The sequence below is a fragment of the Terriglobia bacterium genome, from assembly GCA_020073205.1.
GTDB lineage: Bacteria > Acidobacteriota > Polarisedimenticolia > Polarisedimenticolales > JAIQFR01 > JAIQFR01.
Window position 1 is genome coordinate 1 of record JAIQFR010000049.1, and the last position, 23430, is coordinate 23430.

Annotated in this window: 24 protein-coding genes; 11 read left to right on the forward strand and 13 right to left on the reverse strand. The window is 70.7% G+C overall.

Annotated features, from left to right (window positions below; translation table 11 throughout):
- Nucleotides 1-35: 35 nt before the first annotated feature.
- Entirely contained in the window at nucleotides 36-2063 is a 2028-nt protein-coding gene (locus LAO51_11535) for a ribonuclease R (protein MBZ5639368.1), read from the forward strand.
- 19 nt (nucleotides 2064-2082) lie between these two features.
- Here the strand turns inward: LAO51_11535 and LAO51_11540 are convergent, their stop codons facing one another.
- Nucleotides 2083-3570: a methyltransferase gene (locus tag LAO51_11540; protein MBZ5639369.1), complete on the reverse strand. Its 1488-nt coding sequence runs from the start codon at nucleotides 3568-3570 to the stop codon at nucleotides 2083-2085.
- Between the two features lie 8 nt (nucleotides 3571-3578).
- Complete coding sequence (locus LAO51_11545) at nucleotides 3579-4937, reverse strand: MFS transporter (GenBank protein MBZ5639370.1); 1359 nt, start codon at nucleotides 4935-4937, stop codon at nucleotides 3579-3581.
- A gap of 146 nt (nucleotides 4938-5083) precedes the next feature.
- Between LAO51_11545 and LAO51_11550 the strand changes: the two genes are divergently transcribed.
- Nucleotides 5084-5320 (forward strand): hypothetical protein, encoded by a 237-nt coding sequence (locus LAO51_11550; protein ID MBZ5639371.1) that lies wholly within the window; start codon nucleotides 5084-5086, stop codon nucleotides 5318-5320.
- Here LAO51_11550 and LAO51_11555 read toward each other — a convergent pair.
- Nucleotides 5317-5550, reverse strand: coding sequence for a hypothetical protein (locus LAO51_11555; protein MBZ5639372.1), 234 nt, complete (start codon nucleotides 5548-5550; stop codon nucleotides 5317-5319). The genes LAO51_11550 and LAO51_11555 overlap by 4 nt on opposite strands.
- Nucleotides 5551-5660: 110 nt before the next feature.
- Here LAO51_11555 and LAO51_11560 point away from each other — a divergent pair, with 110 nt between their 5' ends.
- Nucleotides 5661-7712: a (Fe-S)-binding protein gene (locus tag LAO51_11560; GenBank protein MBZ5639373.1), complete on the forward strand. Its 2052-nt coding sequence runs from the start codon at nucleotides 5661-5663 to the stop codon at nucleotides 7710-7712.
- Between the two features lie 35 nt (nucleotides 7713-7747).
- On the forward strand, nucleotides 7748-8308 hold the full coding sequence (locus LAO51_11565) for an NADH-quinone oxidoreductase subunit I (protein MBZ5639374.1): 561 nt from the start codon (nucleotides 7748-7750) through the stop codon (nucleotides 8306-8308).
- Here the strand turns inward: LAO51_11565 and ccsA are convergent.
- The 6 genes from ccsA to LAO51_11595 all read right to left on the reverse strand — a co-directional run bounded on the left by ccsA (nucleotide 8305) and on the right by LAO51_11595 (nucleotide 14320).
- Complete coding sequence (gene ccsA, locus LAO51_11570) at nucleotides 8305-10254, reverse strand: cytochrome c biogenesis protein CcsA (GenBank protein ID MBZ5639375.1); 1950 nt, start codon at nucleotides 10252-10254, stop codon at nucleotides 8305-8307. The two genes, LAO51_11565 and ccsA, sit on opposite strands and share 4 nt — an antisense overlap.
- Nucleotides 10251-11501: a cytochrome c biogenesis protein ResB gene (locus LAO51_11575; GenBank protein MBZ5639376.1), complete on the reverse strand. Its 1251-nt coding sequence runs from the start codon at nucleotides 11499-11501 to the stop codon at nucleotides 10251-10253. Before LAO51_11575 ends, ccsA begins: the two co-directional genes overlap by 4 nt.
- Before the next feature lie 3 nt (nucleotides 11502-11504).
- The gene (locus LAO51_11580) at nucleotides 11505-12167 is read right to left on the reverse strand and encodes a hypothetical protein (GenBank protein ID MBZ5639377.1); all 663 of its coding nucleotides are present in this window, start codon (nucleotides 12165-12167) and stop codon (nucleotides 11505-11507) included.
- 2 nt (nucleotides 12168-12169) lie between these two features.
- Nucleotides 12170-12913, reverse strand: coding sequence for a hypothetical protein (locus tag LAO51_11585; protein ID MBZ5639378.1), 744 nt, complete (start codon nucleotides 12911-12913; stop codon nucleotides 12170-12172).
- Complete coding sequence (locus tag LAO51_11590; GenBank protein MBZ5639379.1) at nucleotides 12906-13451, reverse strand: RNA polymerase sigma factor; 546 nt, start codon at nucleotides 13449-13451, stop codon at nucleotides 12906-12908. The genes LAO51_11585 and LAO51_11590 overlap by 8 nt, the downstream gene beginning before the upstream one ends.
- A gap of 77 nt (nucleotides 13452-13528) precedes the next feature.
- Entirely contained in the window at nucleotides 13529-14320 is a 792-nt protein-coding gene (locus tag LAO51_11595; protein MBZ5639380.1) for a hypothetical protein, read from the reverse strand.
- Between the two features lie 157 nt (nucleotides 14321-14477).
- Between LAO51_11595 and LAO51_11600 the strand changes: the two genes are divergently transcribed.
- The 4 genes from LAO51_11600 to LAO51_11615 are packed head-to-tail and all read left to right on the forward strand — an operon-like array spanning nucleotide 14478 to nucleotide 17332.
- A complete protein-coding gene (locus LAO51_11600) occupies nucleotides 14478-14894 on the forward strand; it encodes a hypothetical protein (protein MBZ5639381.1) in 417 nt (138 codons plus the stop codon).
- A 30-nt stretch (nucleotides 14895-14924) separates the two neighbouring features.
- Entirely contained in the window at nucleotides 14925-15716 is a 792-nt protein-coding gene (locus tag LAO51_11605) for a cytochrome c (GenBank protein ID MBZ5639382.1), read from the forward strand.
- A 19-nt stretch (nucleotides 15717-15735) separates the two neighbouring features.
- Nucleotides 15736-16227: a hypothetical protein gene (locus LAO51_11610; GenBank protein MBZ5639383.1), complete on the forward strand. Its 492-nt coding sequence runs from the start codon at nucleotides 15736-15738 to the stop codon at nucleotides 16225-16227.
- Nucleotides 16217-17332, forward strand: coding sequence for a hypothetical protein (locus LAO51_11615; GenBank protein MBZ5639384.1), 1116 nt, complete (start codon nucleotides 16217-16219; stop codon nucleotides 17330-17332). Before LAO51_11610 ends, LAO51_11615 begins: the two co-directional genes overlap by 11 nt.
- 3 nt (nucleotides 17333-17335) lie before the next feature.
- Here the strand turns inward: LAO51_11615 and LAO51_11620 are convergent, their stop codons facing one another.
- The 4 genes from LAO51_11620 to LAO51_11635 all read right to left on the reverse strand — a co-directional run bounded on the left by LAO51_11620 (nucleotide 17336) and on the right by LAO51_11635 (nucleotide 20770).
- Nucleotides 17336-18043 (reverse strand): hypothetical protein, encoded by a 708-nt coding sequence (locus LAO51_11620; protein MBZ5639385.1) that lies wholly within the window; start codon nucleotides 18041-18043, stop codon nucleotides 17336-17338.
- Entirely contained in the window at nucleotides 18043-18795 is a 753-nt protein-coding gene (locus LAO51_11625) for a L,D-transpeptidase (GenBank protein MBZ5639386.1), read from the reverse strand. Before LAO51_11625 ends, LAO51_11620 begins: the two co-directional genes overlap by 1 nt.
- Nucleotides 18792-19952 carry a L,D-transpeptidase gene (locus LAO51_11630; GenBank protein ID MBZ5639387.1) on the reverse strand — a complete coding sequence of 387 codons (1161 nt, stop codon included), beginning with the start codon at nucleotides 19950-19952 and terminating at the stop codon, nucleotides 18792-18794. The genes LAO51_11625 and LAO51_11630 overlap by 4 nt, the downstream gene beginning before the upstream one ends.
- Before the next feature lie 188 nt (nucleotides 19953-20140).
- Complete coding sequence (locus LAO51_11635; protein MBZ5639388.1) at nucleotides 20141-20770, reverse strand: hypothetical protein; 630 nt, start codon at nucleotides 20768-20770, stop codon at nucleotides 20141-20143.
- A 299-nt stretch (nucleotides 20771-21069) separates the two neighbouring features.
- Here LAO51_11635 and LAO51_11640 point away from each other — a divergent pair, with 299 nt between their 5' ends.
- The 3 genes from LAO51_11640 to LAO51_11650 all read left to right on the forward strand — a co-directional run bounded on the left by LAO51_11640 (nucleotide 21070) and on the right by LAO51_11650 (nucleotide 23400).
- Nucleotides 21070-21636, forward strand: a complete 567-nt coding sequence (locus LAO51_11640) for a carboxypeptidase-like regulatory domain-containing protein (protein ID MBZ5639389.1) — start codon at nucleotides 21070-21072, stop codon at nucleotides 21634-21636.
- A gap of 33 nt (nucleotides 21637-21669) precedes the next feature.
- On the forward strand, nucleotides 21670-22824 hold the full coding sequence (locus LAO51_11645) for a hypothetical protein (GenBank protein MBZ5639390.1): 1155 nt from the start codon (nucleotides 21670-21672) through the stop codon (nucleotides 22822-22824).
- A 324-nt stretch (nucleotides 22825-23148) separates the two neighbouring features.
- Nucleotides 23149-23400 carry a hypothetical protein gene (locus LAO51_11650; protein ID MBZ5639391.1) on the forward strand — a complete coding sequence of 84 codons (252 nt, stop codon included), beginning with the start codon at nucleotides 23149-23151 and terminating at the stop codon, nucleotides 23398-23400.
- Nucleotides 23401-23430 lie beyond the last annotated feature (30 nt).

Here is a 23430-nt window from a genome sequence, read left to right on the forward strand (position 1 = left end):
GGGGGGTCGCCGAGATGCTGAAGAGGCTCTGAGCCGTGCCGGCCGCCGGATCGCTCGTCGCGTGGTGGGACGGAGCGGGCCTCGCCCTCGGCGTGGTCGCGGCGGAGGAGAAGCAGCGGGTCCGTCTGGTCGTCGCCGGGGGGCACGAGGAGCGGGTCGCTCCGGCGAGGGTCGCGTTCGATCTCGACGCGGGTCCGGCCCCCGGGGCGACGCCGGAAGGGCGACGCGCGGCGGTGCGCCGCCTCGCGGAGGCCGAGGTCCGGATCGCCGGACTCGCCGCCGGGGTGGACGTGGCATCGCTGTGGGAGCTTGCCCTCGAGGCCGGCGGGACGCAGGACGACCGGACGCTCGCCGATCTCGCCCTCGGCTCGGCGACGGGCGAGCGCCGCGCCGCGGTGGTCCGTGCTCTCCTCGGTGACGGCCTGCGGTTCGTCAGGAAGGGGAGCGGGTGGGAGCCGCGCTCCCGCGTGTCGGTGGAGGAGATCGGGCTCCAGCGCGATCGCATGGCGGCGCGGGACGCGGGCCGCCGCGCCGCGCTCGCCGCGCTCGGGCGCGCCGCGGCGGGCGGCTCGTGGGAGTCATCGGGCAGCCCCGAGGAGAAGCGCTACCTGGACGCGCTCGAGGGCCTGGCCATCCTGGATCTCGACGCTCCGGAGGCCGCCCGGGCCCTCGCGATCGAGGCGCTCGAGGGCGCCGGCGTCTCTTACGACCGGCCGCACGAGGGGGCATTCCGCCTGCTGCGTCGAATCGGCCGATTCGCGTCGGACGACGAGAACCTCGCGATCCGCCGCTACGGCCTTCGTACGGTGTTCCCGAAGGAGGCGATCGCCGCCGCGGGTGAAGCGGCGCGCCGAGCGCCGTCCGGCGAGGGGAGGGCCGACCTCAGGGACCTCGAGGTGGTGACCGTGGATGGGCCGTCGACCCGGGAGATCGATGACGGCCTGTCGGTCTCGCCGCTCGCGAACGGGGGGTGGCGGATCGGCGTTCACATCGCCGACCCGTCGGCGTTCGTCTCGCCGGGGGATCCCGTGGACGACGAGGCGCTGGCGCGCGCGGTGACGCACTACCTCCCGGACGGGCGCCTTCCCATGCTCCCCGAGGCGATCTCCGAGGACGCGGCGAGCCTCGTCGAGGGGAGGGACCGGCCGGCGTTGAGCTTCCTTGTGGATCTCTCGGCCGCGGGCGAGGTGACGGGGTCCGAGATCCTCCGCTCGACGATCCGCTCGCGCGCGCGGCTCGCCTACGACGACGCGGACCGCGCGATCTCGACCGGCGAAGGGCGGTTCGCCGGCGTCTTGCGGGACCTGTCGCTCGTCGCCTCGCTGCGCGAGGAGCGACGCGTCGCGGCGGGAGCGATCCGCATCGCGGTTCCGGAGGTGGACGCGCGGATCGGGACCGACGGCCGCATCGAGCTGGAGCGCTCCGATCCGTCTTCGCCCGGACACCGTGTCGTCTCCGAGGCGATGATCCTCGCGGGAGCCGTCGGGGCGCGGTTCTGCCTCGAGCGCGGGCTGCCGGCGATCTACCGGCGTCAAGCCGCTCCGGAGGGCCCGCTTCCCCCGCCGCAGGGCGAAGGGGCGGATTTCGCGGCGGCGCGGGCGCTCAGGAAGGCGATGCGGAAGGGAGAGGTTTCCCTGCAGCCCGGCCCGCACCACGCGCTCGGCCTTCCCGCCTACGCTCAGGTCACGTCGCCGCTCAGGCGCTTCCAGGATCTCGCGGTCCACCGCCAGATCGCCACCGCCCTCGCCGGGAAGCCTCCGGCCTACGACGTCGAATCGCTCCGGCGAGTCGCCGCGACGACCGAAGCGTCGGAGGGGGACGGACGGCGGGCGGAGCGCGCGGCGGACCGCTACTGGCTTCTCCGCTACCTCGAGCAGCACCGCGGCGACACGGTCGAGGCGATCGTCGTGGAAACCGTCCCGCGCCCCGTCGTGGTCCTGCTCGAGACGCTTCTCGAGGAGCCCGTCCCTGGCCTGGCGGGCATCGAGCTTCGGGCGCGAATCCATCTCAGGGTGGAGCGGGTCAACCCACGCGCGGAGCTCCTCGTCCTGCGGCCGGTTTGACGCGGGTCGCGAGCGCGCGCTACCCCGGCTCCAGGAGCCCGCAGAGGAGCGCCTCCTCGACGGCCGGGAGCGCCTTCGCCACCGCCTCGTCCGCCGTGGCGCCGAACGACGCCGCGAGCTGCTCCGCGGCGGCCCGGACCGACGGCGAGCCGTGGACCAGCGAGACGAGACCGAGCGAATGCGCGTTCAGCCCGAGGGGGGGCTGAAGCACCGCGTCGGGGAATCGAGCCTCGATCCGGCCCGGCTCGCCGAGGCCGGAGACGGCGCGCTGCTCCACGAACACGGTCCCGTCGGGGATGCGCAGCCGGGCGCCGAGCAGCGCTTCGCGTCCGGCGGCCAGTAGATCGCGGGACGCGAGGAGGCGATCGATCCGCTCGCTCGTCACCGTCACCTCGCTCAGGGGTCGGATGTCCACCGTCGAGGTCCACCCGGGCGCGCGCGGACCGCGATGGACCACGCCCACCAGGAGCCGCAGGCCGCGGATGCCGGTCCGCTCGAGGTGCTCGCGGCGGATCGTCGCCTTTCGCTCGTAGGACGGGAGGTCGCCGGGGTGCTCTCCCGCGGCGTACCACGCGCAGTGCTCGTCGAGGTCGGTGGACGCGCCGCGGAGGATCAGCACGCTCAGGTCGAGCGAGCCGACGGCGTCGCGAAAGCGGCTCTCGTCGGCCGCGCCGTCGACCTCGGGCCACTCGACCAGCACGACCGCGCGGCCGCCCGGTCTGAGGTGCGAGGAGAGGCCGGCGAGGATCCTGAAGGCGATCTCGTCCCCACGGGCGCCCCCGTGAAGGTAGGTCGCGGTGTCGCACTCCTCCGGCCCGGCGACGAAGGGCGGCTGGGAAAAGACGAGATCGAACGCCTCGTCCGCCACCGGCTCGAACAGGTCGCCCTTCAGGAACTCGGCGTTGGCGATGCCGTTGATCTCGGCATTGAGGCGCGCCAGCGTGATGGCGCGCGGGTTCACGTCGATCCCCACGACTCGCCGTACCTCGCGAGCGAACAGGAGCGCGCCGGTTCCCGCGCCGCAGCCCAGGTCGAGGGCGCTCCCGATCTTCCGCGTGGGATACGCCGCGCTGCAGAGGTCGCCCGTCGTCTCGCCGGCGCCCATGACCGCCGGGCCCCCATGAGCCAGGTCGTCGCAGACGACGTAGAGGTCGTTGACCAGGTTCATCAGGAACGGGGACACGATTCCGCCGTCCTCGCCGCGGACCAGGAGCCCCGCCTCCACGAGCGTCCGGAGGAGGTCCTCGCCGAGCGCTCCTTCGGCCTCGCGAGGCGTCACCGGGTCGTTGAACAGGAGCATCCGCATCGCGGCCGCGCCGCCGCCCTGCATCCGGCGCAGGTGCCAACGGCGAAGCGGCAGCGCGAGCCTCGTCGGCATCCGCCGGCAGACGCGCGAGATCCGCCCGGCGCGGTCGGTGGTCACGCCGAGGGCGCGGAGGCGGTCGGCGAGCGAGCGCCACGTCCCCCGTGGGACCGACAGCAATCGCGATGCGTCGGGGAGCGGCATGCCTCGTCCTAGGCGGGAGCTCGCGGGAAGGACGGCTCCTCCCCGCGCGCCAGGCCCGCGGCGAGGATGCGGGTGCCCCGGGTTTCGGGCAGCGTCCAGACCCAGGCCCCGGTCAGCAGGGCGAAGAACGCGCCGATGGAGATCCCCATCCCGAGACTCCGCTCGGGACCGAGCCACGTCATCGACGCCACCCAGGTGATCACCAGCGGCGTGAAGAACTGAACCCCCCGGGCCAGGTTGAATGCCGTCCCCATGGCGGTGTTCCGGATGCGCGTCGGGAACAGCTCGGAGAAGATCGGGCCGTACCCCGAGAAGTTCCCGGTGCCCACCCCGACGAGGAACAAGAACACGAGCGTCAGCGCGGGCACCGTCACCAGGGTTCCCCAGAACCACGTGACGGAGAGCAAGCCCGCGGCCCAGATCAGCGAGTACAGCGTGTAGGCGACCCTCCGGCCCTTCCAGTCGGCGACGATGCCGAACGACAGGTAGCCCAGCAGCCCGCCCGCCTGGGTCACGAGCATCCAGATCCCCGCCTTGTTCATGGAGAAGTGGAGCTTGTCGTACAGGTACTTCGGCATCCAGGAATACGTGAACCAGTAGGCCGACATGTCCGTGACGGCGAGGACGAGGCCGAGGAGGAAGAGCCGCCGGATCGGCGCGTCCCGTCGCAGCGAGGCGAGGAAGTGCTGGCCCGAAGCCGCCTCCCGTCGCTCGGGATGCCGCTGCCATTCCTCCCAGACGTCCGACTCCGGCATGTAGCGACGGACGGCCACCACCAGCAGGGCGGGGAGGGTCGAGACGAAGAAGCACGCTCTCCAGCCCCAGCTCGGGCCGAGCCGTCCCGCGAGGGCCGGCTCGACGAACCCCCCCACCACCGCCGCGAGCGCGATTCCCGCAGGGGCCCCGGTCTGCATCACCGCCGCGAAGCGCGCGCGCATCCTCGCCGGGAAGGTCTCCCCCACGAGCGTCTGGCCCGTCGCCCACTCGCCGCCCACCCCCAGCCCGGTGACGATTCGGAAGACGAGCAGGGCTCCCATGTTCGGGCTGAGGCCGCACAGGAAGGTCCCGAGGGAGTAAGTGAGAATCGTGAAGGAGAGCACGACCTTGCGGCCGAGTCGGTCGGCAAGCCAGCCGAACGCCAGCCCTCCGAGCGCCGTTGCGGCCAGGCTCGCTCCGAGGAGCAACGAGAGCTGGGCATCCGAGAGTCCAAGGTCCTGGCGGATCGGAACCAGGAGGAAGGAGAACAGCATCAGGTCGTAGAAATCGAACAGCCAGCCGGCCCAGGACATCGCCAGGATCGTGTAGTGGCTGGCGGTGGGCCTGTCGCTCTGGTTGAGCAGCGCCGCCCGGCCCTTCGTCACCGGCATCCCCCTTGAGTCAAGTATATGCCCGGGAGGCGCGGCCACGGCCCCACCCCGACGGTCCGGGCTGGGGTAGAATCGATGGCGTTCCGAGACAGGGGGAGAGCTTCGGCGTGGCCCGCGACGCGGGACCACGGAGAGGAGGAGCCGTCATGCGTCACCGTGGAGTGTCCGTCAAGCTGCTCGTCGCGACCGTCATGATGGTGGCGATCGCGATCGGCGCGTTCTCGCTGTTCACCGAGGTCCAGGCGGCTGGGGGGTGCATCTGCCCGCTGATCTACGCGCCCGTGTTGTGCGACAACGGGAGGACGTACACCAACGGGTGCTTCGCGAGCTGCGCGCACGCTCACAACTGCGTGCCCGTGGGCCCCGGCCCGATCCAGCTCTAGCCGGACGGCATCCGACGCTCGGTTCGGTCCTGGCGCGTCGGGCCTTCCGGCGCGCCGAGGGAGAACCGTGCCGTGACGAAGACCTCGCGCGTGTCCGCCGGGTGGTACGCCTCGTGCCGCGGCATGTTGGGGAGCCACGCGTCGTGGTAGACCGACCGGGGCTCGGAGTTCGGCGGATCGATCGCGCTCGATCGCCTGGGTCCGCATCGCTCGCATTCGGATTTCCTCATACCGGTGGGGTCGCGCTGAGGGCGACGCCTGGCACCGGGGCGGCGGCTTGGTCGAGGCCGAACCCCTGTGCTACGCTCCGGCTCCTGGCGCGGACCCGACCGGAGGACGTGTGAGGCCGACCGACTCGCCCCTGGCGTTCGCCATCTTCGTCGCGATGCTCCTCGTCTCCCTGGGAGCCTTCGGCTACCTGATGGAGGCGAGGATCGCGATGCTCGCCGCGGCACGCCCCTCCCACCGCTTCGACCGGTGGGGGGAGCGGATCCGAGGCCTCGTGTCGTTCTTCCTCGGCCAGAAGAGGATCCTGGCGCGCGGGTACCGCGGCGCCGGCCTGATGCACGCCCTGATCTTCTGGGGCTTCCTCGCGGTCGCGCTGAACTCGGTCGTGTTCGTGGGTCGCGGGTTCAGCGAGGGATTCCACATCGTCGGCCTCGGTCCCGGGTCCGCGCTCGGCACCGCGTACGCCGCGTTCCGCGACCTGTTCGAGGTCGCCGTCCTCGGCGCCGTGGGGGTCGCCGCGTGGCGCCGCGTCGTGACGCGCCCGGCCCGGCTCACCCTGTCGTGGGACGCCGGCGTCATCCTCTCGCTGATCGCGGTGCTCATGGCGACCGATCTCGGGATGGCCGGGATCGAGACTGCGGTCACCGGCACCGCGGCGGGTTACCGCTCGCCGGCCGGCGTGCTGCTCGGGCCCCTGTTCCTAGGGCTCGTCCCCGCCGCCCTGGGGAGGATGCACAGCTGCGCGTTCTGGCTCCACCTGTCGTCGCTCCTGTTCTTCCTGGCCTATCTGCCGGTCTCGAAGCACTTCCACGTGGTGACCTCGTTGGCCTCCGTCCTGTTTCGCCGGCTCGATACCGGCTCGCTCCCGGCGATGGACCTCGAGACGGCGGAGCGGTTCGGGGTCACGACGTTCACGGACCTCGGGTGGAAGGACCTCCTCGACGTCTACTCCTGCACCGAGTGCGGGCGCTGCCAGGATGCCTGCCCCGCGTACGCCACCGGGAAGCCGCTCAATCCCAAGCGGATCAACGAGGACATGAGGCACGAGCTGTTGCCGGCGCTCCCCTTGCTGCTCGGGCGACGCGAGGCCGGGGAGGGCTGGGAGCCGCCGGTGCTGCCCGGGGCCACGATCCACGAGGACGTCCTCTGGGCGTGCACGACCTGCCGGGCCTGCGAGCAGGCCTGCCCGCTGTTCATCGAGTTCGTCGACCGGATCGTCGGAATGCGCCGCAAGCTCGTCCTGGAGGACGGGGCGTTTCCGGCGGAGCTGACCCCGGCGTTCAAGAACCTCGAGAAGGCCGGCAACCCGTGGGGGATCGACCCTTCGACGCGCGCGGACTGGGCGGAAGGCCTCGACGTCCCGCGGATGTCCGACGGACCGGAGGACGTGGAGTTCCTCTTCTGGGTCGGCTGCGCCGGCGCGTTCGACGACCGGAACAAGAAGATCGCGCGCGCCACCGCCGAGCTCCTGAGCGCCGCGGGGGTCCGCTTCGCGATCCTGGGGGTCGAGGAGACCTGCACCGGCGATCCCGCGCGCCGCGCGGGGAACGAGTACCTGTTCCAGATGCTGGCGTCCCGCAACGTCGAGACGCTGAACGGTTACGGCGTGAGGAAGATCGTCACCGCGTGCCCGCACTGCTTCAATACACTGCGAAACGAGTACCCGCAGCTCGGCGGGCACTACGAGGTGACCCACCACAGCGAGCTGCTCGCCCGCCTCGCGGAGGAGGGGCGGATCCCCCTGAAACCGACCCGCACCGCCCTGCCGACCGCGACCTTCCACGACTCCTGCTACCTGGGCCGCCACAACGAAGTCTACGACGCGCCGCGGCGGGCGCTCGGGGCGATTCCCGGGCTCGAGGTCGTCGAGATGCCGCGGAGCCGCGAGAACGGGTTCTGCTGCGGCGCGGGGGGCGCCCGGATGTTCATGGAAGAGCGGATCGGGACGAAGGTGAACGTGAATCGGACCGAGGAGGCGGCTGCGACCGGCGCGGGCGTCGTCGCCGTCGCCTGCCCCTTCTGCATGACCATGATGTCCGACGGCGTGGCGGAGACCGGACGACAGGAGAGCATCAAGGTGCTCGACGTCGCGCAGGTGCTGAGGTCGCAGATGGTCGAGCCGTCCGGGAAGGGCGATCGGGCGGACGGCCCCGGGACGAGGTAGGATCGTCCGGGGCCGGGGTGGCGGAGAATCGGCGCATGAAGGTGAAGCGTCCGCGGAAGCTCTCGATCTGGGACCACCTGGTCCTGCCGAGCATCGTCTCGGGGATGGCGGTGACCTTCCGGCACATCTTCCGGAGGAAGGACACCATCCAGTACCCGGAGAGGAAGCACGAGTTCGGGCCCGCCTATCGCGGCGTCCCCGCCCTCGTCAAGGACCAGGACGGGCGCGAGAAGTGCGTCGCGTGCTACATGTGCCAGTGGGTCTGCCCGCCGCTCGCGATCTCGATCGAGGCCGCCGAGTACCCCAAGGACCATCCCCTCCACCAGATCGAGAAGTTCCCCGCGAAGTTCGAGATCAACATGCTCCGCTGCATCTACTGCGGGCTGTGCGAGGAGGTCTGCCCGGAGGAGGCGATCTTCATGTCGAAGACCTACGTGATCGTTGGGCACTCCCGGGAGCTGATGATCTTCGACAAGGAGGCGCTCTACGAGATCGGCGGCACGCGCCGGGACGGCATCCTGAAATGGGCGGACGCCCACAAGGGGCCTTCCGCGCGCTCCGGCCTCGCCGGCGACGAGATCGCCAAGGCGGGCTAGGTCGAGGCGAGCTCGGACGCGCCCCGGTCTCCCGGCTCCCTCGCGTCCTTCCGGTCGCCGTCCGACCGAGGGGAGCGACGGCGAAGGCTGAGCCAGGACCTCTCCGGCAGCAGGCCGATGGCGATCAGCGCGAGCTGGCTGGCGACGAACGCCAGGAGCCACTTGAAGGCGGAGTCCATGAAGCCGTAGCTGTGCAGCCCGATGCCCAGCATGTTCGTGCCGAACCACGACCAGCTCGTGACGATGTTGCCGAAGATCGCCAGGTTCATGAGGCCGCGCTCCCGCACCATCCCTCCCCACCGCGCGTGCAGGATGAGCACGTTCCACAGCACGATGATGAGGGCGCCGTTCTCCTTCGGGTCCCACCCCCAGAACCGGCCCCACGATTGGTCGGCCCAGATGCCTCCGAGCACCGTGCCGACGAAGCTGAACAGGGTCGCGAAGCACACGATGCCGTACACCATGCGGGCGAGCGAGGCCCCGGTCTCCTGCCGGAGCGTCCTTGTGAACGCGCCGCGCACGACGTAGATCACCGCGAGGAAGCCGGCGACGAACGTGCTCGCGTACCCCGTGGTCACGGCGACGACGTGCGTCGCGAGCCAGAGGTTCGTGTCGAGCACGGCGCGCATCATCTCCATCGTGTCGCCGCTCATCGAGAGGTGGTGCGCGATGATCAGCGTGACGAACCCGACCGACGACGCGACCGAGGTCCCGATGCCGTCGCGGTAGAAGCGCTCGAGCACCAGGCCCAGCACGACCGCGCCCCAGCCGATGAACACGGCGGACGAGTAGAGGTTGGTGACCGGCGGGCGGCCTTCGAGCCACATGCGGAACAGGAGGCCGGCCGTGTGCACGACGAACGCGAGGACCGCGAGCGAGGCCGCCGACCTTCTGAGGACGTGAGACGCGTTCACCCACGAGAGGCAGGCCAGGAGGAACGCGATCACGTAGAGGACCATCGCCGAGTAGAACGGCTGCAGGCGGTTGAAGAAGGCCTCCCTCCGAGCCTTGGTCAGCTCCTTGAGGAACCCCGGCGCGAGCGACGACCGGTAGGCGAGGACCGCCCGGTTGAAGGCGTCGGCCTTGCCGCTCCTGAACGCGGCGACGATGGCGGCGTAGCGGCGCACGGGGTCCGGGATCCCGCCGTCGCGCGGCGCGTCGACGAGCGCCTCGCCCACGCTCGTCCACGCTTCGCGGGACCCCTCGGGGTCGCGGGGGGGCACCACCCGGGGCGGCTCGTCCGCGGCCATCGCCTCGTAGCGCTGGAGGAAGACCAGAAGCCGCTCCCGCGCGGCCGGGTCGGGGGTGTCGCCCGAGTGCGACGCGCCCATGGCGGCCATGCCCGGCCCGATGGCCCTCCCGAAATCGTCCAGCTCCCGCGGCCAATCCAGGGCGTCCTGCGGCTTCAGCGTGTTCTTGAGGCGGTTGTAGAGCGCCGCACGCTCCTCGAGCCCCAGGACCGCCCGGTCGAAGCGGGTTCGGAGCGCGTCGGAGACGGCGTTCGCGCGCGCGGCCTCCCGGTCCAGGGCCGGAAGGGACGGCCGGATCTGGTTCCAGGAGAAGTGCATTCCGTCCGATCGGGCGTCCCGGTCCTTCCCGGGCAGCTTCAGGAGCGAGACGAGCTCCGGATGGTCCACGCGGAACACCGGCCAAGCGTCGGCCACCTCCGGCGACATCATCAGGGTCGTGAGCCACTCGATGCCGGAGACGATCCGCGGGTGCTCCATCCCGCCCTTCCACGGCTCGAGGTTGGCCGCCTGCTTCCCGCGGAGGGTGAGGAGCGCGTTGCGCGCGACGGAGTCCATCGGCTGGCAGCGCCCGTTGAAGAGGAGCGGGAGCCGGCCGAACTCGGCGTAGGCGACGTCGGGCTCCCCCGGCGGGAGAAGCCCGGACAGGAGCCACAGCGCGGCGAGGCCCGCCGCCACGAGCGGAAGCCACTTCCTCATGCGGCCCTCCTCCGCGTCACGAAGCCATGGAGGTGGAGCAGGAACTGGACGAGCAGTCCGGCGCCGACGAGTCCGCAGGCCGCGTAGGGCGCGAGCCACGACGGATTGCGGACCACCTGCAGCGTGCTCGTGCCCCGGCTCGCGTCCAGCTCGTCGCGGCCCATCTGGTACTGGTAGAAGGTCAGCCCGCCGTACCGCAGCGGGCTGTTCATGAAGATCTCCACCTCGCGGTTCTCGCGGGTCCCGGGGTTCACGATGCGAACGCGGCTGCGGAAGTCCTTGGGGATGTCCGTCCCGGGATACACCGAGTGGGTCGTCTTCATCAGCGTGATCGAGAACGGATGGTAATGCCGAGCGGGGCGGAGGGCGAGGGCCCAGGCCTTTCCGCCGATCTCGACGGTCTGCGGCTCGACGAGGCGGTCGGCGATCTGCCCCGCCATCTGGGCGCCGACCTGGCGCGTGTAGGACTCCCTAACGGCGGCCAGCAGCGACTCGTCGGCGGACCACGCGGAGGCGACCCACGTGCCCAGCGATCGCCCGTTCCCGAGGATCTCGACGACCGCCGTGGGGACGTTGCGCTGGTCCGGGTTCCGCGACTCCTGGAGCAGCCGGAAATCGAAGTAACGCGCGATCCCGTGGGTCGCGAGCGGCGGTCCGTTCTGCTGCATCGGCGCCCGGAACGACGGCTCGGAGTTCCGCCAGTAGCTCGTCACCCGAACCGTGCAGGGAAGGTTGTCGTCCCGCACCTCGCCGCCGCGCTCGAGCAGTCGCGCTGGGATCGCGACGACCTCCCGCGTGCGGGCGTTCACGTCGGCGCCGAAAGCCAGCTCGAAGCTCCTCGCGCTCTCCGAGTAGTCCAGGGTTTCCCCTTCGGCGAAGCGCATCTCGGTCTCCCGCGAGAGCAGGTCCGTGGCCAGCTGGCCGACGAGCAGCAGGATGATCCCGGCGTGGGCCATGTGGATGCCGATCTTGCGCCAGGTCCACACGAACCTCGTGGCGTGGGCCGCGACGAGGTTGGCGAGCAGCAGGGTGCCCAGGAGATAGCCGCCGGGAAGCGGGATCGGAACCGTGCGGCCGTTGAGACCGATGCCCCAGACGATCCAGTGCTTGAAGTAGCGCGTCTGCGCCTGGTACAAGCCCTCATCCACCTGCGCGACGGTCCCGACGAACACCAGGAGGATTCCGAACGCCAGCAGGACGACGGTAAGGCGGAGCGACGCGAGGATGCGCCAGATACGGACGGCCATGGGCTAGGGCTCTCCCGCGGTCGTGGTCGCCCGCGGGACGCGAGCGGACTCGAGGAAACCGAGGAAGGCGGGCTTCTCCGCCCGGACGACGGCGGCATCGCCGGTGAGCATGTAGAACCAACTCGTGCCGTCCCGGTGGACCATCGCCGCCACGAGGAGCCTCCGCCCGTCCACGCCGCCTCCCTCCGCGGAGGCCTCGAACAGCTGGCCCGCGTCGCCGCCGATCCGGACGGGACGCAGGCTCCTCCTGGCCTCCTCCCCTCCAATCCTAGACAGGCCGAGGGCCTCGCGCCACAGGTTCACGACCTCGGACTCGTGACCTGCGACGCTCGAAAGCGCGGTGACGCCCACCCGCGCATCGCCGCCGGCCCCACCGATGACGTAGGTCGCGAGCCCCGACCGTCCCGGCGGGATCTCTCTCCAGCGGGCGGGCACGTTCCACCCGCGGGCTTCGGGCGGCGGAAGCGACGCGACGGGAGCGCGCTCCTCCCGCTTCGAAGGGGAGACGGCGGAGGCCTCGTTCCTGGGCACGCGGTAGGACGTGACGACCGGGCTGCCGCAGCCCGTGAGGACGACCGCTCCGAGAAGGAGCCCTCGAGGCACGCGCCGGCCGAGACCGGGCTGCCGGGCACCGGGCCCGTTCCGCTTTCGCTGCGTCGAGGACATGGTCAGAGGTACTTGCGGAGGGTGGGTTCGTCGGCCCGGCCGGAGAGGAGGTACAGATGGCGGCCGCTGGTCCAGGCCGCGGTCGTCAGCTTCGCGACCCGCTCGAACTTGAGGCCCGCGGTGGAAGGGGCGCCGCGCAGAGCTTGGCGGTCGATGACGAACAGGAAGAGGTCCTTGCTCTCGTCGTTCTCCACGCCGAAACAGATGACGGACACTTCGTGGCCGCGCCATCGCACCGCCATGCCGCCCTCGAGCGGATATTTTTCGAGCGCGGGGGGCACGGTGTAGGCGGAAGGCCAGCGGCGCCCGGCGAAGAACTCCCGGAGACGGGCGAGGTCCGGGGCTTCGATGTCCATCTTGTAATCGCCGGAGACCAGCGCGGCCATCTCCCCGCGGTAGGACGCGAAATCCCCCGACGAAGGGCGCCACTCGAGCGCCACGAACGTCGCGGCCGCGACCGCCAGGAACAGCAGCGGGGCGAACGCGACGGCCGGCCGCCGCCACCCGGAGCGCGTCGCCTCGGCCGGCCGGCCGGCCAGGATCCGCGTCCTGAGCCCCAGCGGCGTCGGCGCTTCCCTGAGCTTCGCGCCGATCGCGGCGTCGAACGCCGTCTCACGATCGAGCCATCGCGAGAGCTCGGGATCGACGCGGGCCTGCTCGAGCGCGCCGGCGAAGGGGGGCGCGTCGGGGTCGTCCACCCCGGGACGGTAGCACGCGAGGATCTCTCGGGCTTGGCGGCTATCCACCTTGCACCTTCCGGGCTTCCTTGGAATTCGAATCGCCTCGCGCCAGGCGCTCGCGGAGCTGGGCCTTGCCGCGGGAGATCCGGGATTGAACGGTGCCGATGGGGAGGGCCAGGATCTCGGCGATCTCGACGTAGGAGTGCTCGCGGAGATAGAACAGCGCGAGGGGTGCCCGGTAGATCTCCTCGAGGGTCGCGAGCGCTTCCAGGACCGTGCCGGCGTCGAGCCGCTCCACGGCGGTCGGGGAGAGGCTCGGCAGATCCTCGGCCGCCTCGTCGATCGTCCGGTGCGGGAACCGGCTCGCGTGCCGACGGATCCTCAGGAACTCCCGATGCAAGGTGGTGAACAGCCAGGTCTTCACCTTGGACGGGTCGCGCAGCGCGCGCCCCTTCCTGGCCCAGATGTAGAACGTCTGCTGGGTCAGGTCGCTCGCTTCCGCCTCGTCGTGCGAGAGGCTGTAGGCGAACTGGTAAAGTGGTCGATAGTACACGGTCACCAGCTCCTCGAAATTCAGGGCTCCGTCGCCGCTGGTAGGAACCATGACTCGCCACCTTGTTCCCGGGCGTTTCGGAAACCCCATCCTACGCGAGATTCCGCCGGCGGTGGGAGGGAGGCTCCTCAGTCCCTGGCCGCGCCCCGGTGCAGGAGATGCTCGAGCTCCACGGTACACCCCGCGATCACCCCGTAGTCGCCTGCCGCGCGGGTCACGCCGATGGGCGCCGCCAGGAGCAGCTGGACGTGCTCCGAGGCCTTCCAAACCGCCTCCGGCGTCACGTAGTAGCTCGTCTCCCCGCCGGCGGTCTCTCCGTTGCCTTCCAGGACGAGATACCAGCTCCCGACCGGGTAGAGGATCGCGACGTTGTGCTCGACCACGTTTCGCGGACCGTCGCCGGGGTGGTTCACGGCGCGTGCCCAGGCGACGTTGAGCTCCACGTTCACCGGCCCCAGCCATCGAGAGGCGATCAACGACGGCGCCGCGACGACGCGGCCCTCGCCGAGGTCCCGGGTCTCGTCGCCGCTCGGCAGGCTCAGGGCGAAACCCACGTCGAGGCCGAACGGCCGCTTGCGGTAGTCGAGTACGCCGTATCGCACGCCCAACTCTCCGTCGCCGATTCCGCTGGCCGACCCCCCGCCGTCGGGGCGGACGAGCACGTACGGCATCTCCGCCGAGATCCGGAGCCGGTCGGTCAGCCCGTAGGCCGCCTCCACGGCCGCCGTGGTCCGTCGCTGGTCGGCCAGCTTGAAGTGCTGGATGGACGTCGCGACGTAGGCCTCGTCGGCGTCGGTCATCGAGATCGCGTCGGTCACCGCAAGCTCGTTCGGCAAGGGAGGCTGCTCGCCGCCCTCTGCGGCGAAGAGGAGCGTCGACGAGACGGCCAGGGCCGCGAGGCAGAGCGTCGATCTCGACACGGTTCCCCTCCTCTCCGATTCCACGCTCGGGCGTTCGAACTCTAGCGGCGGCGCGGGAGCTTCGCAAGCCCCTCGTCCTCGCCGGGAACAAGGCCGTGCTCCTGAGCTCTCACGTGCGGAGGGACGACAGATGACTTCCGATCGTGGAGGACGTTTCGTGACGAAGGGACGACCTGGGGCCGGTGCGATCGGCCGATCCACCTCGCGGCGGATCGCCGCGGCGGCCGCCATCGCTCTCGTCGCGGCCCTCGGCGCCGCGCCGGCACGCTCCGCCGGGGAGAAGGTCGCGGTGAGAGGCGAGGTCATAGACTCCGCCTGCTACATCAAGATGGGCGCGCGCGGCGAGTCGCATCGCGAGTGCGCCCAGAAGTGCGCCGACGCGGGGATCCCCCTCGCGCTCCTCGAGGACGGGACCGGCAGGGTGATATGGCTCGCGTCGGAGAACGACGCCGAGACCCCCAACAAGACGCTCCGGCCTCACGCGGGCCGCAAGGTGACGATCCGCGGGACGTGGGCCGAGCGCGGCGGGGCGAAGATCCTGATCGTCGAAGCCGTCGAGCCGGCCGGAGCCTGAGCGGCTCCTGTCGGGAGGGGAGAGGCCGCCTTGCGCCGAGCATCGATCGCCGCGGTATCGCTCCTCGCCGCTCTGGCGCTGGCCGAGGGCGTCGCCCTCGGCTGGATCGCCGTGCGGTCGCGGTGGCGCGCTGAGGCGTCGGCCGCCGCGGTTCCGCGCGGCCGGGCGGTGGCGGAGCGGATGGGGTGCTTCGCGTGCCACGGGGACGGCGGCGCGCGGCCGATCCCGAACCTCGGCTCCAAGAGCGGGGAGGTCCCGGGATGGACGGGAGGGACTTGGATGATGTGGAACCGGAGCGAGGACGACGTGAAGGGGTGGATCCTCGACGGGCATCCGCCGGGACGCGCGCCGGACTCGGGCGCGCTGATCGCCATGCCGCCCTATCGAGGGCGGTTGACCGGCGAGGAGACCGACGCCCTCGTCGCGTTCGTGCTCGCGGTCTCGCTCTTCGGGTCGCCGATCGAGCCCGCGGCCGCCGAGGGCCGCGACGTCGCGCTTCGGCTCGGCTGCTTCGGCTGCCATGGGCCCGAGGGGCGGGGAGTCGTCTCGAACCCCGGCTCCCTCAAGGGGTACGTGCCGGGGTGGGAGGGCGGCGACTACCGGGAGCTGGTGGCGAGCGACGACGAGTTCCGGCAGTGGGTGATGAACGGCATCAGCGACCGGATGGCCGCGAACCCGGTCGCGCGGAGGATCCTCGCCACTCAGACCGTTAGGATGCCCGCGTTCCGGGGCCGCGCGACCCCTGTCGACGTCGAGTCGCTACAGGCGTTCGTCCGTTGGGTTCGGGAACATCCGCGGGGCGTTTCGGCCGGCAAACCTTGAGGGGGAATCGGAGGACATCATGATCGGGAGAATCGGATTCCGTGGCACCGGCGCGGCCTTCGCGCTCTTCGCGGCCGGTCTCGCGCTGTCGTGCGGCGGCGGCGGCGGCTATTCGGGAGGCGTGATGCAGTCGCCTCCTCCGCCTCTCCAGCCGACCCTCGCGTCGATCCAGGCCAACATCTTCTCGCCGAGCTGCGCGCTGTCGGGCTGCCACGCGGGCGCGTCGCCGCAGCAGGGGCAGAACCTCTCCGCGGGCCAGGCGTTCTCGAACATCGTGAACGTCGCGAGCACGGAGGAGCCGACGTTCATGAGGGTGAAGCCCGGCGACGCGGCGAACTCCTACCTCTACATGAAGATCACCGGCGACGCTCGGATCATCGGGGCGCAGATGCCGCTGACCGGCGGGGCGCTGTCGGCCGCCGAGATCGCCGCGATTCGCGACTGGATCAACGGGGGCGCTTCGTCGTCCTCGTCCATGACCGCGAGCCTGGGAGGCGCCGGTGTCGACTGATCGGCGTCCCACCCCGCCTCGAGTTTCCCCACTGCCGTTGCTGGCCGTTCTCGCGGCGCTCGCCGCGGGAGCGGCCCGCGCGGAGCCGTACCTCGCCGTGCGGACCGGGCTCAAGTGCTCGTCGTGCCACGCGAACCTCACCGGCGGCGGCCTCCGAACCGCGTACGGATCGGGCTACGGCCGGCTGGAGCTCCCGGCGGCGGGCGCGTCGGCGGCGGGGGCGTTCGACGGCGTCCTCGCCCCCCGCGTGCGGGTCGGCGCCGATCTGAGGGGCGGCGCCGAGGAGACCCGGCCGGAGGAGGGGCCGAGCCTCTGGTCGTTCGACGTGTTCGGCGCGCGGATCTACGGAGACCTCGAGGTCCTCGAGGACCGGCTCTCGATCTACGTCGACGAGCAGGTGGCGCCCGGCGCCTCGGCGAGCCGGGAGGCGTTCGCGCTCCTGCGACCCGCCCGAGGAAGTCTGTGGGTCAAGGTCGGGCGGTTCTTCCCGCCGTTCGGCCTCCGCCTAGAGGACGACGTGGCGTTCACCCGCTCCGCGACGGGGTTCAACTTCGCGAGCAGCGACACCGGGGTCGAGGTCGGCGTCGAGCCGGGCCCCTGGTCGATCGCGGCTGCGGTCACGAACGGCGCGGGCCTTTCCGCCGACAACAACAACGGAAAGCAGGTCTCTCTCGTCGGCTCGTACGTCAGGCGGGGGTTCCGGGTCGGGCTGACGGCCGCCCGCGACGATCTTCCCGAGAACGCGCGGCAGAGCCTTGCCGGGGCCTTCGGAGGCTTACGGGCGGGCCCCGTCGTCCTCCTTGCGGAGCTGGACACGATCCGCGACGACCCGGGCGCAGGGGCCCCTTCGGTGGACGGGAATGCCTCCCACGTGGAAGCCGACTGGCTCCTGACCCGTGGCGTCACGCTGCGCGCCTGGGGCGGGCGTCACGATCCCGACCGGAATGCGGGTGGGGACACGGAAACCCAGATAGGGCTGGGCGTCGACTGGACGACGTGGCCCGGGCTCCAGCTTCGGGGCTACGTCAGGCGACGCGTCGGACCGGCGTCGGTGCCCGCCGGTCGCGGCGACGAGGGCGTTCTGGAGATCCACCTGTACTTCTGATGCTCAGGTCTCCGGCTCGGGGAGGACCAAGAGCCTCGTGTCGGGCGGAAGCGCGCGGTAGAACGAGTCCGCGTCCGCCGGGCGGAGCATGACCCTGAGTCGGATGTCGTCGGCCTCGGGCGACGACCGGCTCAGGACGGCCTTGACGTCCGCCCACCAGATCCCCAGGGACTTGCCGAGTCCGTTCCAGAACCCCGACGCGGACTCCCGCTCCCCCTGGCGGCGGATCTCGATGGAGAGCCCTCCCTCGAAGCGGACGTGGTACCGGTGGGGGACCGGGTACTTCTCTTCCGGGGTCTGCGGGATAGGAACGGGAGGCGCGTTGTCCTCGTCCGCGTTCTTGCTGGGCGGCGGTGCGACGATCTCGACACGGTCCAGCTCGCGCGGCGGGACCAGGTTGCCGCGCTCCCAGATCCGGCCGCGCCACCCGTCGGGGAGGGTCCGGGCGGCGTACGCGACCCGGGGCGCGCCGACCTCGAGCGCCTGAACCGCGTAGTCCTGGAGCACGGCCCCCTTGAGCATCAGCTTGAGGCTCGAGGTCGCGGGATCGAGGACGAGGTAGAACCTGTCCCCGTTGGCCAGGTCGAGCCGGCGCTGGAGGAGGGTGTTCTCCCTCCGCAGCCGCTCGATGCCCGCGGCGGGCGACTGGGCGTCGACAGGGAGCGCCGCCAGCACGACGGCGGCCAGTGCCAGCGGGAGGCTGGTTCGCATCAGTAGATGTAGACGGGCGTACCGACCTGGACCGCTTTCCAGAGCTTCCGGAGGTCGTCGCGCCCGACGCGGATGCAGCCGTGGGTGACGCTTCGCCCGAGGAGGCGTTCGTAGAGCGTGCCGTGGATCATGTAACCGTCGCCCAGCTGGAACGAATACTCGCCGAGAGTTCCATAGTCCATCCGGTCGTCGTTGCTCTTGGGAATCGGCTTCCCCTCCTCGACGAACGCCCAGTCGGGCTTCTTCCAGACCGGGTTCTCCTGCCGCGACTTCACCTTGAAGAGGCCGCGAGGCGTGTCGAACACCCACTTCCGCCCCTTGCCCCAGTCCCCCTCCTTGAGGATCAGCCCGGAGCCCGCGGAGCACGCTGCGTTGAGGAGCGTTTCCTCGTCCTTCTTCAGGTAGATGCGATTCTGCGTCTGGTCCACGACGACGTAGATCCCCTTCGGGACCTTGGACTGGAGCGCGGTCTCGAGCTGGCGGTGCTGCGACTCGAGTTTCGCCTGGAGCCGCTTTTGCGCCTTCGAGTCCGAGGGCGGCGGTTCCCCCGCGGGGGAGGCCGCGGCGTCGCGGGGGACCGCTCCGTACGTGTATCCGGTGCCGTGGGCGGCTGCGAACGCCGCCACGATCAGACCGACGAGCGCCAGGAGGCCGACGATCGCGAGCATCCGCGAGGTCGTCCGCACGACCACCGCCGCCCCCGCGTCTTGCGAGAGCGATCCGCCCGGGAAGTCGATCTCCTGGTGCCTCATTGGCTGACCGTCCCGTTCAACGGCGCGCGGTGCCGGCGCACGAGCTCCGTGTACGCGCCGCCGTTGCCGTCGCCGCCGACGATCGTGACCGGCGTCCCGACGCCCACCCGCTTGAACAGGTCGTCGATGTCGGGGTTGGCGAGGGCCAGACACCCCTTGGTCCAGTCCTTGCCGCGGCCGCCGTCCCCGTGGATCTCGATGAGGCCGCCCATCCGCGCCCATCGCGGCAACTGGCCGCCGCGCCGGGCGCGCTCGAACTGCGCCCGGTCCTCCTCGTTCGGATAGTTGAGGAGGAGCGCCTTGTAATACGTCGAGTTCCCCTGTCCCTTCTTCGCGGTGATCCGGTACCGTCCCTCGGGTGTCGCGGCGTCTCCTGAGTGGATCTTGTCCCGGGTGGAATTGTATCCCAGCTCCACCGCGTACGACCGGACCGGCCGGCCCCCTTGGAAGACGGTCAGCCGGTGGTTCTCCTTATAGACCACCACGGCCGGGGATCCGGTCTCGCGGGACCAGGCGACGGTGTCGTCGGCCATGTGCTTCCACGTCGCGACCATCCTCGCGTCGGTGAAGCGAGCGGCGGCGCTGGCGGCCTCGTCGCCGACCCTGAGCGCGTGCGTGCGCGCGGTCTCGGCGCGGTCGGCGGCCGTGGGGTACTCGCCGGCGCCGTAGAGGATCTTCGATTCGGTGTAGGCGATCTTCGCCTTCTGGAGGAGGGCGCGTCCGAAGACCCCGAGGTGCATCGCGTCGGCGCAATCCTCGGCGCGGCCGAGCTCCTCGCCGGCCCGGGTCATGGCGGCGTCCGCCGCGGCGCGGGAGTCGTCGCGCCTCAGGACTGCCTCCGCGGAGGCCTTTCTCGCCTTGTCCTCCGCGACCGACAGGCTCGCGCGGGCCGTGGAGAAATCCCGAAGCAGGAAGAAGCGCACTTCCTGCCGGCGTTGCTCCGTGAGCGCCACCCGCATCGCGGATTCCGCCGCGAACATGGCGTCGCGCGCCCACCGGTCGGCGCGGGCTCTGCGGGCCTCGGCCAGAGCCCTCCCGGCGGAATCCAGCGTGAATCGGGGAGGCTCGGTGCGGCCGCTCAGCACCGGATACGACGCGGCGGCGCAGAAGCCGAGCGACACGAGGGCGAGCCCCGCGAGAACCCAACTTCTCCGCAAGGGCCGCCTCTCGGCGCCCCCGTTGGGATCACTGGCGTTCATCACGATACCCAATTTATAAGGATTCAATTCTCCGGGCCAGGGTCAATTTGTCGAGCCGGGAGAACCTACGAGCTGGGAGGAGTTTCGGGGGGCACGGCCGGGTACGGTCGGCCGTGCCCCTTGAGATCGCTGCGAGGGTTGCGTCCCTACTTCTTGCCCTTCTTGCCGCCCTTCGGGGCCTTCGCGGCCTTCTTGGCCTCCATCGCCTGCGTGATGGAGTTCTTGACGTTTCCGGCCTGGGTCTTCGCGGCCTCGGCCTTCGACTTCGCGTCCAGGAACTTCTCGGCGTTGAACGAATTCTGGGCTTCGTTGATGGAGGACTCGACGCCCGTGAGATCGGCCTTCATGGCCTCGAGATCGGCCTGCGTGCCCTTCCCCTTCGGTGCCTTGTCGAGGAGAGCCTTCGCCTCGTCCAGGGCGGCCTTCGCCTCGGTGATCAAGGTCTGCGCCTCGCCCTTCACCTGCTCCTTCTTCGCCTTCGCGTCGGCGGAGGCCTTCTCACCCGCGGCCTTGGTGGACTGTGCCAGCTCGGTGGCCTTCTTGTAGGAGCGGAACAGGGCGAACTTCTGCTCCTGGGCCTTGAGCTCGGCGTCGAGTTGGGCCTGGGAATCCTCCGCGGCCTTCAGGGAATCCGGGGCGTAGTCGGTCGCCTCGGCGGCACGCGCGGCGTCCATCGACGCCTTCGCAGCATCGATGTCCTGCTGCGGCGGTTTCTGGCAGCCGACCAGCATCACGAGCACGAGCACGAGAGGCAGAACCACCATCATCTTGCGCATACGTTTCATTCTCCTTTACGCGCACCCTTCACGCTGAAGGGCGGTTAACCCGTCGGCCACCGTGACGGAGGTTCTCGCTCCATCCAGGCCGACGCTCATACTACTACTTCCCAAAAAAAAGTGAAGGCCACAAATAGCGGTGAAAAAAGGCCCTCCCCTCCCTTCGTAGCGGGAGTCTAGCACACCGGCGAGCCCGGATGAAAGTGTCGATCTTCTCCGGGGGTCAGCGGCGTTCCCGGCGGTCCGCGGTCTCCATGAGGCATAATGATGTCGCGAACCGCGGAATGAGGAGGACGATCGTGAGGACAATCCGGATCCGCCTCGCCGCGACCTGGATGGCGGCGGCGGGGCTCGTCGCGGCGCCGGCGGCCGCCGAGAGCAGCGGACACGTGGTCGATCCGGACGGCAAGCCCGTCGTCGGCGCGAGAGCCTGCCTGATGCTGGGTGTCGAGGGCAGGGTCGAAGGCCTGTGCATCGGTACCGACGAGCACGGCTACTATCGGCTTCCTTCGGCCGGATCGGGCACGGTCCGGATCGTCGCGGACGGGTTCCTCCCCTCGAGAGTGGCCGAAGTGAATCAAGAGTCGCCGATCGTGCTCGAGCGGGCGGCCTCGATCCTGGTCCGGGTCGTCGATGCTGCGACGGGGAGCCCGGTTCCCAGCTCCGAGGTCCGGCTCGCCTTCGCTTCCGGTGAGAGCAAGGGACCGTTCCCGGCGAAGCGCGCTGGCGTCCGCATCGCCAAGCTTCCGCCGGGGGACGTGATTCCGACGGCGAGCGCGAAAGGCTACAAAGACGCCAAGGGGATCTCCGTCACGCTGGTCGCGGGCCGGGAGAGCGAGGTCGTGCTCAGGCTCGAGCGCGAGTAGCGGGCGCGCTCCGGCTGCCCGACGGTCGAGCTCATGGAAGACAGGGTCACGGCGCTCGGCGAGATTGCCTGGGACGTGCTCCAGCGCATGGTGCGCGAGCAGCTGAGGCGAAAGCCGGGCGGGCACCTCGTGGAGGCCGGACTGTCCGAGATCGGCCTCGACCTGCCCCTGGCCTTGAAAGGCCCGGAGGCGGACCCCGCCACGTTCTCGGCGCGCCTCGCCGAGCGGATCGACCGGGTCCTCGACGACGAGATCCAGCGGGCGGCCGTCTTCCGTCCGGGTCACGCGTTCTGCCACCGGTGCGTGAGCGCGGCGTGCGAGCACTCCTTTCCGCCGTCGGGGCGTCACGTGTTCGTGGGGTACGCGCCCACGGGAATGCCCCGGTGGGAGGATTTCGCGCAGGTCTGCCTCGAGCTCCACCACCCCGAGGTGGACCGCCTGTACGAGGACCCTCCGGCGTTTCTCACCCTGGTTCACGATGCCGCCACGCTGCGGGGGAACCTCCTCGATGCCTTCCAGGCCCCGGCCTACGACCTCCTCGGCCAGGTCGTCGCCGGCTTCTTCCAGGTGCGGGCGCGGGAAGGGGAAGGGCGCGGCGTCCTCGCGGTGACCTTCCAGGCGGCGGTATCGAGGCCGGGGGCCGCCCGTCTGCGCTTCGGGCTCAACATCCTCGGGCGCACCTCCGGCGGCGAGCCGCTCGAGCTGCTGTGGGACCGGCAGGAGAGCGTCCCCTGGACGCGGGCGGCCCGATGGGCGCAGGGCGCGCTGGCCACGATGGTTCGCCGGGCGCCACGCGCGGGAAACGGCAGCCTCGCCGCCCCGGACCTGGAGCGCCGCGTCGACGGCGTCCTTCGCGGCCTCGCGCGTCGCCTGGAACACGACCAGCGTGGCCGGGCGCGCCGCACCCATCACGCCGAGGAACGCCACGTCTCGGGCGAGCGACCGACGAGGAAGGCGCTGGACGACATCCGGGACGTGCGCGCCGAGGCGATCCTGGTCGACGAGCGCAACGGCACGCTGGTCGTTCCCGGCGAACGCGGCCGCACCCATTTCTTCACCACGGACGGCCGGCTGGTTTCGAGCGTGAGATACACGCGCGAGGCGATCGAGCGGAAGCGCAAGCTCGGCCTCTGGCGCGAGGCGGCGGGACCGGAAGCCGAGGCGCTTCTGGGGAAGCTGAGGGAGTAAGGGGGGGCCGGAGGTTCCCTCGCATTCCGCTGGGTCGAGATCCCGGTCCCGCCGGATCCCTTACATTCCGATGGGTTCGTTAGAGGACTCCGCCGCGACCTCGGGGTGAACAGTTCGCACTGAGGTGCGACCACCGCCGAGTTTGAACTCGACCACGTGGTCGTTCGAAGCCCCCATAACATGACCCATCGGAATGTAAGGGATCCGGCGCTCGACCATCACCATCGGAATGCAGGGAATTCGCGACGGACCCGCCCTCGAAGCACTTTCCCCGCCTCCGTGTATAATCCGCGTTTCAAGCCCGAGCATCAGGACGGAGGATCGATGTCGACCCAGCGCGTCAAGGAGCTGAAGAGGAAGCGCAAGCGGCGCAAAGAGGCACACAAGGTCCGGGCGAAGACCGTGGCGGCGGCGAAGGCCAAGGCGGCCCGGTCCGCGGCAAGAGCGGCCGTCGCCAAGCCGCCCGCCAAGAAGTCCGCGGCCGCGAAGCAGGCCCCGGCAGCCCACGCCGAGCCGGCCGCTCCCGCGGTGGAAACGCCCGCCCCCGAGGCTCCACCGGCCGAGACGGTCGGATAGCCCGCCGGGCCTCGAGGTCGACGCACGCGC

Bases quoted from the DNA above. Each gene is read 5' to 3' on its own strand.
- LAO51_11540 (MBZ5639369.1), bottom strand. From the start codon at position 3,570: ATGCCGCTCCCCGACGCATCGCGATTGCTGTCGGTCCCACGGGGGACG.
- LAO51_11545 (MBZ5639370.1), bottom strand. From the start codon at position 4,937: ATGCCGGTGACGAAGGGCCGGGCGGCGCTGCTCAACCAGAGCGACAGG.
- LAO51_11550 (MBZ5639371.1), top strand. From the start codon at position 5,084: ATGCGTCACCGTGGAGTGTCCGTCAAGCTGCTCGTCGCGACCGTCATG.
- LAO51_11555 (MBZ5639372.1), bottom strand. From the start codon at position 5,550: ATGAGGAAATCCGAATGCGAGCGATGCGGACCCAGGCGATCGAGCGCG.
- LAO51_11565 (MBZ5639374.1), top strand. From the start codon at position 7,748: ATGAAGGTGAAGCGTCCGCGGAAGCTCTCGATCTGGGACCACCTGGTC.
- ccsA (MBZ5639375.1), bottom strand. From the start codon at position 10,254: ATGAGGAAGTGGCTTCCGCTCGTGGCGGCGGGCCTCGCCGCGCTGTGG.
- LAO51_11575 (MBZ5639376.1), bottom strand. From the start codon at position 11,501: ATGGCCGTCCGTATCTGGCGCATCCTCGCGTCGCTCCGCCTTACCGTC.
- LAO51_11580 (MBZ5639377.1), bottom strand. From the start codon at position 12,167: ATGTCCTCGACGCAGCGAAAGCGGAACGGGCCCGGTGCCCGGCAGCCC.
- LAO51_11590 (MBZ5639379.1), bottom strand. From the start codon at position 13,451: ATGGTTCCTACCAGCGGCGACGGAGCCCTGAATTTCGAGGAGCTGGTG.
- LAO51_11610 (MBZ5639383.1), top strand. From the start codon at position 15,736: ATGATCGGGAGAATCGGATTCCGTGGCACCGGCGCGGCCTTCGCGCTC.
- LAO51_11620 (MBZ5639385.1), bottom strand. From the start codon at position 18,043: ATGCGAACCAGCCTCCCGCTGGCACTGGCCGCCGTCGTGCTGGCGGCG.
- LAO51_11625 (MBZ5639386.1), bottom strand. From the start codon at position 18,795: ATGAGGCACCAGGAGATCGACTTCCCGGGCGGATCGCTCTCGCAAGAC.
- LAO51_11635 (MBZ5639388.1), bottom strand. From the start codon at position 20,770: ATGCGCAAGATGATGGTGGTTCTGCCTCTCGTGCTCGTGCTCGTGATG.
- LAO51_11645 (MBZ5639390.1), top strand. From the start codon at position 21,670: ATGGAAGACAGGGTCACGGCGCTCGGCGAGATTGCCTGGGACGTGCTC.
- LAO51_11650 (MBZ5639391.1), top strand. From the start codon at position 23,149: ATGTCGACCCAGCGCGTCAAGGAGCTGAAGAGGAAGCGCAAGCGGCGC.